The organism is Nonomuraea terrae (genome assembly GCF_004348995.1).
Lineage (GTDB): Bacteria > Actinomycetota > Actinomycetes > Streptosporangiales > Streptosporangiaceae > Nonomuraea > Nonomuraea terrae.
The window spans coordinates 42203-52121 of sequence record NZ_SMKQ01000039.1 but is presented as its reverse complement, the minus strand read 5'-3'; the positions used below and the strand labels follow the sequence as shown (position 1 = coordinate 52121).

Sequence of the window (9919 nt, the reverse complement as noted above, 5' to 3'; positions counted from 1 at the left end):
GGGGAGAGGCGGTCGAGGGTCCGGCCGGAGTCCGGAGGAGTGCGGGTGGCGGTGACGGGGTGGGGATACTTGGTAGAGGGCGTCACGCCGCGTACGCCGGCCTCCACGAGCGTCACCCCGTCGCGCCCGGCCACGGCCAGCGTGGTGCCCGACGGGCTGAACGCCACGGCCGGCGCGGAGACGTCGGCGCCCGTGAGCGGCTCGACCTTCACGACCCCGACCCGCGCCCGCCGCGGCGCGACCTCCCACAGCTCCACCCGGCCGTCCAGCCCCGACAACGCCACCCTGGACCCGTCGGGCGAGATCGCCGCCTTCCGGTCGGCCACGTCGAACAGCACGCGCGTGCCCCGATACACCTTGGTCCGGTTGCCCCGCCCGATCGCGAAGACCGTCGTCCCGGCGGGCGCCCGCCCGGTGGCCACCTCGAACGGCCGCCCGTCCGCGTCCTCGGCGTACCGGCCGTCGCCACTCAGCGCCGCGCTGCCCGCCGGCAGCCGGTACGACGCCGGCCCCCGTCCGCCGACGACGTCCCAGACGGTGACCCCGCCGGTGTCCCATCTGACGAGCTCGTCACCGCGGAGCACGTGGCGGGCTCCCGGCTCGGCCCCGGGAGCGGTGAAGACGGCCAGCTCCGGCTGCACGAGCGAGGCCTGCAGCGCCGCTCGCGCCTCCGGCACCGGCGACAGCCGCCACGCGGCCACGCTCAGCCGCATCGCGGTCCGCGGGTCGGACGTCCGCAGCGACTCCGCCCTGGCGGCCACGGCCCGGGCGTCGGCCTCGATGACGCGTACGCGCAGGTCGTTCTGCCCCTGCACCGACACCACGGACATCGTCACCGCCGCCGCCAGCAGCGCACCCAGCGTCGCCATCGACGGCGCCAGCAGCTTCCTGCGCTGCTTGGACTGCGCCACGCTGTCGGCGATGAAGTCGCGTTCGAGCTGGTTGAGCCGCAGGTGGCGGCGCTTGGTGGCGGCCCAGCCGAGCGCCGTGTCGAGCTCGGCGCCGCGCAGCAGGTGGCCGCGCCCGCGGCGGTGCTCCGACCAGTGACGGGCGGCCTCGCGGATGCGGCGGTGCACCGGCAGGCCGTCGCGCTCGTCGGCGACCCAGCCGCGCAGCCGTGGCCAGGCGCGGTAGAGCGCGGCGCTGGCGGGCGCCACCCGGTCGTCGCTGACGGCCACCAGCTTGCCGACGGCGGTCTCGGCGGGCGGCACGCGCACGCTGCGGCGTACGACGAGGCCGGCCTCCATGAGCGGGGCCAGCACGTCACCCTCGTCGTGGGGGCTGTCGCCGTCGAGCAGGCGCAGCAGCAGCCCCGGCACCTCCTGCTGCTGGGCGGGCGTGAGCGACAGGTAGACCCGCTCGGCCGTCTCGCCCAGCGACGGCGGGCGTACGTGGCCTTCGGGCGGGCCCAGCTCGACGGCGCTCTCGACCAGCAGCTCGGACGCCGCCGGCCGCTCGGCCGGATCCTTGGCCAGCGCCCGCCCGACCAGCTCGCCCAGCGGCGCCGGCAGGCAGCTCAGATCGGGGTCGGCGGTGAGCAGCCGTCTCATCACGCCGCCCAGGCTTTCGCCGCGGAACGGGTCGCGCCCGGTGGCCGCGAACAGCACCACCGCGCCCCACGCGAACACGTCAGCCGCCGCCTCGGCCTCCTGCCCGGTCACCACCTCGGGCGCCAGGTACGTGTACGCCCCGCCGACCGTCTCCCCGGCCGGGAGCCCCAGCTCGATCACCTTGGGCCCGCCGGGGGCCAGCAGCACGTTGCCCGGGTTCAGCCCGCGATGCGCCAGCCCGGCCGCGTGCAACGCGTCCAGGGCGGACGCGAGCGCCCCGGCCAGCGCCACCAGCTCGTCACCGGTGTACGGGCCGTGCAGCTCGACGGCACGCCGCAGATCGGGGCCGTCGACGAACTCGCTGACGACGTACGGGACGCCGCCGTCGACGCCGACGGCGACCACCTCCGCCAGGTGCCGGCAGGGCACTCCGGAGAACTCCTGAGCGCTCGCCTCACCCCGAGGGACGGTGACGGCGAACCTGCGGCCCTCGTCGTCGTAGGCGTCGTAGACCACGCCGCTCCCGCCCGCGCCCAGCCTGGCGGCCAGCCAGAGGCCGCCAAGCCTTTCCGGGTCACCAGGCACCAAGCGCATCGTCACTGCAGCTTAGATGCACGACACCACCCAATGGTTGGCAAAAACGACGCCACAGGTCCCCCGCGCGCCTCGGGGGACCCCGGCGCCATGATCATTATGCCAGCCTTCCGGATCTTGCCTGCCAATCCGGCCGCAGGACGGCCATGAGCACGCAGTCGTGCCAGGCGCCGTCCCACAGCAGGGCGTCGCGTTCGACGCCCTCGGCGACGAATCCGGCCTTCTCGTAGACGTGCCGGGCGCGGTCGTTGAAGGCGTAGACGCTGAGCCTGATCCGGTGCAGCGGCGTGGTGCGGAAGGCGTGGGCGAGGACCAGCTCGATGGCCTCGCTGCCGTAGCCCTTGCCGAAGACCCGTGGGCCGATCAGGGCGATGCGCAGGTTGCACGACAGGTTGGCGGTGTCGACCTCGTTGAGCACGACCTCGCCGACGTACGCGCCGCCGGCCGTGATCGCGAGGTCTAGGCGGTTGGGCTGGCCGGCGCGGGTGGCGTACCACTGGCGGGCCAGGCCGGCGTCGACCCCGGCGTGCGAGCCGCTCAGCCTGCGCACCTCGGGGTCGGAGATCAGCTCGACCAGGCCCTCGGCGTGCTCGGGGCCGACCGGGACCAGGGTGACGCGCTCTCCCGTGAGCGTGGGCTTGTCGGCGAACATCCCCCGTGGTCTATCACGCCTGATCGGCGGCGGGCGAACCGAGGTCCCGCAGCACCGCGTCGCGCACCTGCTCGGGGCGGAGCTCGCCGACGTCGTAGACCGCGTCCGCCACCTCACGGAAGTACGGCTCGCGCCGGGCCCGCATCGCCGCCGGGCCGAAGTCGGGCCGGTGGTCGCTGGATCGCATCCGCTCGGCCAGCACCTCGTCGGCGGCGTCCAGCCAGACCACGAACGCCTGCTTCAGCGCCGTGCGCACCCGCGGATCCTCCACCGTGCTGGCCGCCGCCGCGATCACCTTCGGCTCGCCCCCAAGCTCGTGCAGCACGTGCTCGGCCTCGTACCGGTGCAATGCCTCGGCGCCCTCCCCGGCGGCGATCTGCGCGGCCGTCCCTCCGTGCCTGGCCTTCAGGTACGGGTCGCTGTCGCTCAACGGCAGGCCGAGCGCCTCGCCGATCAGCCGGCCCGCGGTCGTCTTGCCGGAGCCCATCAGTCCGATCACCACGACGGGTTTGTTTTTCGACATGTGGATAGGGGTGTCCTTCGTGTCAAGGAGGTAAATCTGATGACCATCGCCGGAAGCATCATCCTCATCATGCTCGGGGCGATCCTCACCTGGGCCGTCGAGTTCGACCTCGCCGGCCTCGACATCAACGTAGTCGGCGTGATCCTCATGCTCGGTGGCCTGGTCGGACTCGGGTTCGGCATCTACCGGATCAGCGTGACGCGCAGGGCGGTCGGCCCCATCGACGAGCCGGTGCACCGCCACGAGATCTACGAGGAGCCCGAGGCTCGCCGCACCACCGTGTACGAGGAGCGGAGGCACTACGACGAACCGCCGCTGTAGGAGGTGAAACGGAATGCCAGCAGTCGAAGAACTGCCTTCGACCATCAAGCGCTCGCCGAAGAAGGCGCAGAACACGTGGATCAAGGCGCACGACTCCGCGGTCAAGGAGTACGGAGAGGGGCGGCGCGCCCACATGACGGCCTTCGCGGCGCTCAAGCACTCCTTCGAGAAGGTGGGAGACCACTGGGAGCCGAAGTCCAAGAAGGGCCCCTCGGACAAGGGCGCGACGGACCGGTCGGGCCGGACCGCCGAGGGGGTCGACGCCAACGCCAGCAAGGAGCACCTGCAGGACGTGGCCGCCAAGCTGGGCGTCAAGGGCCGTTCGAAGATGAAGAAGCAGGAGCTGGTCGACGCCATCAAGAAGGCGAACCGCAAGGCCACGGCCAAGTCCCGCTGACCGGAGCCCCGGCCGTCAGGAGCCGGCGAGGGGGCGGCGGTGAACCACCGCCCGCCCCGCTCGCCGGCTCCTTCTTCGTGGGCGCACCACCGCTCGCCCCGCTCGCCGGCTCCTTCGTGGACGCGCCGCCCGGCCGGCCGGGTCGCCGGCTTCTTCGTGCTCGTCACAGCAGCCGCTTGACGGCCCCGGCGATGGCGTTGCGGTCGATGCCGGCGTCGGCGAGCTGCTCCCGCGGGGTCGCCGAGCCGGGCAGGTCGGTCACCGCCAGCTTCACCACCCGCGGACCGAGCTCGCTCACCGCGTCCATGACGGCGTCGCCCAGCCCGCCCTCGATCCGGTGGTCCTCGACCGTGATCAGGTTGCCGGTGGTGGTGGCCGCCTCAGCCAGCGCCGCCGTGTCCACGGGCTTGACCGAGTACAGGTCGATGACCCCGACCGGCACCCCGGACGCGCGCAGCTCGTCGGCCGCCGCCAGCGCCTCGTGCACGGTGACCCCGGCGGCCACGATCGTGGCCCGGTCAGCGGGGGACTGGCGCAGCACCCGTGAGCCGCCCACCGGGAACCGCTCGCCCGGCGGGTAGATGACCGGCGTGTCGCCGCGCGTGGTCCGCAGGTAGGAGATCCCCTCCAGGTCCGCCATCTCGGCCGTCAGCGCCGCCGTCTGGTTGGCGTCGCACGGGTAGAGCACGGTGCTGCCGTGCACGGCCCGCAGCATGGCCAGGTCCTCCAGCCCCATCTGGGACGGCCCGTCCTCGCCGATCGCGACGCCCGCGTGCGAGCCGACCAGCTTCACGGACGCCCGGCTCACCGCGGCCATCCGGATGAAGTCGTACGCCCGGGTGAGGAACGCCGCGAACGTCGCCGCGTACGGCTTCCACCCGCGCACCTGCAGCCCGACGGCGGCCGCCACGAGCTGCTGCTCGGCGATGAACATCTCGAAGAACCGCTCGGGGAACGCCTTGGCGAACGCCTCGGCCTTGGTGGAGTCGGCCACCTCGCCGTCCAGCGCCACGACGTCGCCACGGGCCGCGCCGAGCGCCTCCAGCGCCTGACCGTACGCCGTCCGGGTGGCGACCTCGTCGCCCATGTCGTACGCGGGCAGCTCCAGCTTCCCGTCCTCGAACCGGAACGGCGAGCCGTTCGCCTCCGGCGCCCGCACCTGGACGCGGACGTCGCGAACGCCGCCGAGCTCCTCGATGGCCTGGGCGGCGTCCTTGAGCGGCTTGCCGTGGGCGCCCTCGCGGTTGGCGACGTCCTGCACGCCCTCGCCCTTGCGGGTCTTGGCCAGGACGACGGTGGGCCGGCGGCGGGTGCCGCAAGCATCCTCCAGGGCGTAGTCGATCTGCGCGGGGTCGTGTCCGTCGACCTCGATCGTGTGCCACCCGAACGCGGCGAACCTGCGCGCGTAGGCGCCGGTGTCCCAGCCGTGGCGGGTGGGGCCGCGCTGGCCGAGCCGGTTGACGTCCACGATCGCCGTCAGGTTGTCCAGCCCCTCGGTGCCCGCGTGCTCGGCGGCCTCCCAGATGGAGCCCTCCGCCAGCTCGCTGTCGCCGCACAACACCCAGACCCGGTACGGCATGCGTTCCAGCCGTCCGGCCATGGCGAGGCCCACTCCCACGGGCAGGCCCTGGCCGAGCGAGCCGGTGGCGACGTCCACCCAGGGCAGCCGGGGCGTGGGGTGCCCCTCCAGCCGGCTGCCCCTGCGCCGGAACGACAGCAGCTCTTCGTCGGAGATCGCTCCCGCCGCCTTGTAGAGCGCGTACAGCAGGGGAGAGGCGTGTCCCTTGGAGAAGATCAGGTGGTCGTTGGCCGGGTTGCCCGGCTCGGTGAAGTCGTAGCGCAGGTGCCGGGCGAACAGCACGGCCATCAGGTCGGCCGCCGACATGGACGAGGTCGGATGGCCGGAGCCCGCCTCGTCCGCGGCCCGTACGGAGTCGACGCGCAGTTGCGCCGCCAGGTCGGCCAGGTACTGCAGATCGCGTTCGGGCATCATGGACCTCCTCGATACGGATTCCAGCCACGCCTACCCGCGCCCGGCGGGCTTAACGCGGCCGTCCCGATGCCCGAGGAGGCCCGAGGAGGCCGGAGGAGGCCCGAGGAGGCCCGAGCCGGTTTCAGGCGCGCCTGGCGCGCAGCGCGGCCAGAGCGGCCGCCGCCGCGCCCCCCGCCAGCGTCACGAGCACCGGGCGGCGGTTCTTGGACAGCCAGAACTGCACGCTGCGCCCGTGCGAGCGGTCGTCGAACGCGCCGTGGGCGCCGTAGTCGGCGGACTCGTCGGCCGGCTGCCACAGGTTGGCCACGCCGGTCGGCTCCTTCTCGTCGGTCTGCTGCGACTTCGTGCCGGTTCTCGCCAAGTACCGGTCCACCAGAGCGGGGGCCACGCGCTGGGCCAGGAGGGTGGCGGCCGTGCTGGCGCCCACCCAGTACTCCTTGCGCTCGGGGTGCTCGGCCGCGTGCACGATCGCGCGGGCCGCGACCTCCGGCTGGTAGATCGGGGGAACAGGCTGGGGGTGGCGGCGCAGCTTGGACAGCACCCACTCGAACTGGGGCGTGTTCACCGCGGGCAGTTGCACGAGGGTGATGTCGATGCCGCTGCGGTCGGCCAGCAGCTCCGTGCGGACCGACTCGGTGAAGCCCTTGATGGCGTGCTTGGCGCCGCAGTACGCCGACTGCAGGGGGATGCCCCGGTACGACAGGGCGGAGCCGGTCTGGACGATCGTGCCGGCGTTGCGCGGACGCATCAGGTCCAGGGCCACCTTGGTGCCCCAGACGTAGCCCAGGTAGGTCACCGCGGTCGTACGTTCATACTCATCGGCGGATATGTCGGAGAATTTCGCGAAAACTGATGAAAAAGCAGTGTTGATCCATACGGAAATCGGCCCCATCTCCGCCTCGATGCGCTCGGCCGCGCTCCGTACCTGGTCGTAGTCGGCCATGTCGGCCTCGTAGCTGAGGCCCGTGCCGCCCTCGGCCCCGACGTCCACCGCCGCGGCTCCGAGCCCGGCCGTGCCCCGGGCGATCAGGGCCACCTTGGCCCCGCGCGCGCCCAGCTCCCTGGCGACGGCACGCCCGACACCGCCGCTCGCGCCCGTCACCACCGCCACCCGCCCTCGAAGTGGTGCCATGCCGGGTCAGCCCGCCTCTCCGTCGCTCCGCCGTTTCTGCCGTCGTACCGCCAGGGTGATGTCGATCACCGTCAGGACGGCCAGCACGACCGCGATGCCGCTCAACACCACAGCCCCGGTGATCACACCGAGCACCGCGAACGCGAACAGGAACACCAGCAGGAAGGAGCCCACCCTGATGTGCACCACGTCGCGCGGGGTGGCGGGCACCATGGCGTGCCCTCGGGAATCCCGCTCCTCGTGCCACTTTCCGTTGTCATGCATGCCGCATCACCTGCCCGTGCCGTTTGCGGCCTAACGTCGTGGGTAGCCGCGCAACGTGCCCGAGCAAGCTGTCCGGAACGACGTCGACCTGCACCTCAGCGACCAGAGTGAGCCGGGCATCATCCGGCGTCGGCGGGGGCGCGGGTTCGGTTACGTCGGCCCCGACGGCCGGCCCGTGCGCGACCGCGAGACGCTGGAGCGCATCAGGTCCCTGGCCATCCCCCCGGCCTGGGCGGACGTCTGGATCTGCGCCTCGCCCCACGGCCATCTGCAGGCCGTCGGCACCGACTCCGCCGGGCGGCGCCAGTACCGCTACCACGACACCTGGCGTGAACAGCAGGACCGGGCGAAGTTCGACCGGGTGCTGGAGGTCGCCGAGCGGCTGCCCGCGTTCAGGAAGACCGTGGACGACCAGCTCAAGGGGCGCGGGCTGACCCGGCAGCGAGTCCTGGCCGCCGCCGCCCGGCTGCTCGACATCGGCTTCTTCCGCATCGGCGGTGAGAGCTACGACACCTACGGGCTGGCCACACTCAGGATGGATCACGTCACCTGCGCGAACGGCATCGTCGTCTGCTCCTACCAGGCCAAGGGCGACATCCCGCGCGAGGTCGAGGTGGCCGACCCGGGCGCGTGCAAGGTGCTGCGCTCGCTCAAGGCGCTGGGCGTGGACGGCGAGCTGCTGCGCTACCGGCACGCCGGCGGCTGGAACGACGTGCGCAGCGAGGACATCAACGAGTACCTGCGCGAGATCATCGGCTACGAGGTCACCGCGAAGGACTTCCGCACCTGGCACGCCACGGTGCTCGCGGCGGTCGGCCTCGCGGTGTCCCGGCCGGCGGGCCGGACGGGGCCGGGCGGCAGGAAACGGGCGATCACCCGGGTGATGCGGGAGGTCTCCGAATACCTGGGCAACACGCCGACCGTGGCGAGGGCGTCGTACGTGGATCCGCGCGTGGTGGAGGCGTACGACCGGGACCGGACGATCGCGGCGGCGCTGACCGAGCTGGGGGCGGACGCGGACTTCGGGCAGCTCGCCACGGCGGGTCCCGTCGAACGGGCGGTCATAGAACTGATACGCGGTATTTGAAGTCGTTTGAGCTGTTCGTCCCCGGGCATGCGGCGACTTGAGGAAGGAGGCGAGCCGATGGAAGCTCCGCAGTACGTCGCGGCCCGTGTCCAGCAGGCGCTGGCCGAGGACGGACGCACGCACGAGCTCGGAATTCGCGTCGACATCAGAGGCGACCAGCTGTTCCTGCGCGGCCAGGTCAGCGGGTCCGAGCAGCGCGAAAGGCTCGGCCAGGTCGCGCACGAGACCGCGCCCGAGCTCCACGTGCACAACGAGATCAACGTCGTCGAGGCCACCGAGCCGGGGGAGGATGAGCACCTTGACTGACCTGCGCATAGCGGCCGTGGGCGACATCCACCTGGGAGAGGACGTCAGAGGCCAGTACCGCAAGAAGCTCGTCGGCATCGAGGAGCGCGCGGACGTGTTCATGCTCGCGGGCGACCTGACCCGGCACGGCACTCTCGAGGAGGGCAAACTCGTGGCCGACGAGCTGCGCGGCCTGCCCATCCCCGTCGTCACGGTGCTCGGCAACCACGACTACCACTCCGACCTGGAGCACGAGATCGCCGACGAGCTGCGTGACGCGGGCGTCATCGTGCTCAACGACGACGGCGTGGTGATCCAGTGCGGCGAGCACAAGCTGGGCGTGGTCGGCGGCAAGGGCTTCGGCGGCGGCTTCGCGGGCAAGTGCGCCAGCGAGTTCGGCGAGCGCGAGATCAAGAACTTCGTCTCCCACACGCGCGGCATCGCCGAGTCCTGGAAGATGGCGCTCAAGGAGATGGAGGCCGACCAGCGCGTGGTGCTCTCCCACTACTCCCCGATCAAGGAGACGCTGGAGGGCGAGCCCCACGAGATCTACCCCTTCCTCGGCAGCTACCTGCTGGCCGAGGCGGTCGACACGGCGGGCGCCGACCTCATCCTGCACGGCCACGCGCACAAGGGCAGCGAGAAGGGCATGACGCCGGGCGGCATCAGGGTCCGCAACGTGGCCCTGCCGGTGCTCGGCAGGGCGTACGCGGTCTACTGCCTGACCTGCGCCGAGAGCCCCTCACACGACGAGCACCAGCACTAGAACACGCGCAGGGCGAGGACGCAGATGTCTGGTGCGCCACGGCCAGGGCGCGCTCCCTGCGCCGGCTGTCTGCAGAACACGATCCTGCCGATGCGGCGCGGCATCGTGCACCTGCCCGGGGTGACCGCCGCGGTGCGCTACCTGCCCGGCGAGGACCTCTGGCGGCTGGGCGGCGACTGGTTCAAGGTTGGCCAGATCCCCGACGGCAGGGTGCTCGTCGCCATCGGCGACGCCATGGGGCACGGGCTGACCGCGGCGAGCGTCATGCTCCAGACGCGCGCCGGCCTGGCCGGGCTGGCGTACACGGGCGCGCCGCCCAGCCGATGAGGTCGTTCAGCCAGGTGGCCAGGCGGCC

The 9919-nt window shown here is 72.3% G+C and carries 12 protein-coding genes; 6 read left to right on the top strand and 6 right to left on the bottom strand.

Annotated features, from left to right (window positions below; genetic code table 11):
* From E1286_RS15960 to E1286_RS15950, 3 genes are all read right to left on the bottom strand, one after another.
* Positions 1–2144: protein kinase family protein (locus E1286_RS15960; protein ID WP_132613194.1), on the bottom strand; the 2144-nt coding region annotated here is incomplete at its 3' end.
* Positions 2145–2241: 97 nt separating this feature from the next.
* Positions 2242–2796, bottom strand: coding sequence for a GNAT family N-acetyltransferase (locus tag E1286_RS15955; RefSeq protein ID WP_132613193.1), 555 nt, complete (start codon positions 2794–2796; stop codon positions 2242–2244).
* Positions 2797–2809: 13 nt separating this feature from the next.
* On the bottom strand, positions 2810–3319 hold the full coding sequence (locus E1286_RS15950) for a shikimate kinase (protein ID WP_246074896.1): 510 nt from the start codon (positions 3317–3319) through the stop codon (positions 2810–2812).
* 39 nt (positions 3320–3358) lie between these two features.
* Between E1286_RS15950 and E1286_RS15945 the strand changes: the two genes are divergently transcribed.
* Together E1286_RS15945 and E1286_RS15940 are read left to right on the top strand one after the other, a co-directional pair.
* A complete protein-coding gene (locus tag E1286_RS15945) occupies positions 3359–3640 on the top strand; it encodes a hypothetical protein (RefSeq protein WP_111177880.1) in 282 nt (93 codons plus the stop codon).
* 13 nt (positions 3641–3653) lie between these two features.
* Complete coding sequence (locus E1286_RS15940) at positions 3654–4037, top strand: ChaB family protein (RefSeq protein ID WP_132613192.1); 384 nt, start codon at positions 3654–3656, stop codon at positions 4035–4037.
* A gap of 163 nt (positions 4038–4200) precedes the next feature.
* Here E1286_RS15940 and E1286_RS15935 read toward each other — a convergent pair whose 3' ends face one another.
* The 3 genes from E1286_RS15935 to E1286_RS15925 form a co-directional block, all read right to left on the bottom strand.
* Positions 4201–6027 (bottom strand): transketolase, encoded by a 1827-nt coding sequence (locus E1286_RS15935; protein WP_132613190.1) that lies wholly within the window; start codon positions 6025–6027, stop codon positions 4201–4203.
* 124 nt (positions 6028–6151) lie between these two features.
* Entirely contained in the window at positions 6152–7162 is a 1011-nt protein-coding gene (locus tag E1286_RS15930) for an SDR family oxidoreductase (protein ID WP_132613188.1), read from the bottom strand.
* Between the two features lie 6 nt (positions 7163–7168).
* Complete coding sequence (locus E1286_RS15925; protein ID WP_132613186.1) at positions 7169–7426, bottom strand: hypothetical protein; 258 nt, start codon at positions 7424–7426, stop codon at positions 7169–7171.
* Positions 7427–7481: 55 nt separating this feature from the next.
* Between E1286_RS15925 and E1286_RS15920 the strand changes: the two genes are divergently transcribed.
* The 4 genes from E1286_RS15920 (at position 7482) to E1286_RS15905 (ending at position 9891) form a co-directional block, all read left to right on the top strand.
* A complete protein-coding gene (locus tag E1286_RS15920; RefSeq protein ID WP_246074895.1) occupies positions 7482–8513 on the top strand; it encodes a DNA topoisomerase IB in 1032 nt (343 codons plus the stop codon).
* A gap of 57 nt (positions 8514–8570) precedes the next feature.
* Entirely contained in the window at positions 8571–8819 is a 249-nt protein-coding gene (locus E1286_RS15915; RefSeq protein WP_132613184.1) for a BON domain-containing protein, read from the top strand.
* Positions 8803–9564 carry a metallophosphoesterase family protein gene (locus E1286_RS15910; RefSeq protein WP_246074894.1) on the top strand — a complete coding sequence of 254 codons (762 nt, stop codon included), beginning with the start codon at positions 8803–8805 and terminating at the stop codon, positions 9562–9564. Before E1286_RS15915 ends, E1286_RS15910 begins: the two co-directional genes overlap by 17 nt.
* A 90-nt stretch (positions 9565–9654) precedes the next feature.
* Positions 9655–9891: a SpoIIE family protein phosphatase gene (locus tag E1286_RS15905; protein WP_165969753.1), complete on the top strand. Its 237-nt coding sequence runs from the start codon at positions 9655–9657 to the stop codon at positions 9889–9891.
* Positions 9892–9919 lie beyond the last annotated feature (28 nt).

Coding starts and splice junctions, on each gene's coding strand:
- E1286_RS15915 (WP_132613184.1), top strand. CDS start 8,571: ATGGAAGCTCCGCAGTACGTCGCGGCCCGTGTCCAGCAGGCGCTGGCC.
- E1286_RS15945 (WP_111177880.1), top strand. CDS start 3,359: ATGACCATCGCCGGAAGCATCATCCTCATCATGCTCGGGGCGATCCTC.
- E1286_RS15925 (WP_132613186.1), bottom strand. CDS start 7,426: ATGCATGACAACGGAAAGTGGCACGAGGAGCGGGATTCCCGAGGGCAC.
- E1286_RS15905 (WP_165969753.1), top strand. CDS start 9,655: ATGCGGCGCGGCATCGTGCACCTGCCCGGGGTGACCGCCGCGGTGCGC.
- E1286_RS15955 (WP_132613193.1), bottom strand. CDS start 2,796: ATGTTCGCCGACAAGCCCACGCTCACGGGAGAGCGCGTCACCCTGGTC.
- E1286_RS15930 (WP_132613188.1), bottom strand. CDS start 7,162: ATGGCACCACTTCGAGGGCGGGTGGCGGTGGTGACGGGCGCGAGCGGC.
- E1286_RS15940 (WP_132613192.1), top strand. CDS start 3,654: ATGCCAGCAGTCGAAGAACTGCCTTCGACCATCAAGCGCTCGCCGAAG.
- E1286_RS15910 (WP_246074894.1), top strand. CDS start 8,803: ATGAGCACCTTGACTGACCTGCGCATAGCGGCCGTGGGCGACATCCAC.
- E1286_RS15935 (WP_132613190.1), bottom strand. CDS start 6,027: ATGCCCGAACGCGATCTGCAGTACCTGGCCGACCTGGCGGCGCAACTG.
- E1286_RS15950 (WP_246074896.1), bottom strand. CDS start 3,319: ATGTCGAAAAACAAACCCGTCGTGGTGATCGGACTGATGGGCTCCGGC.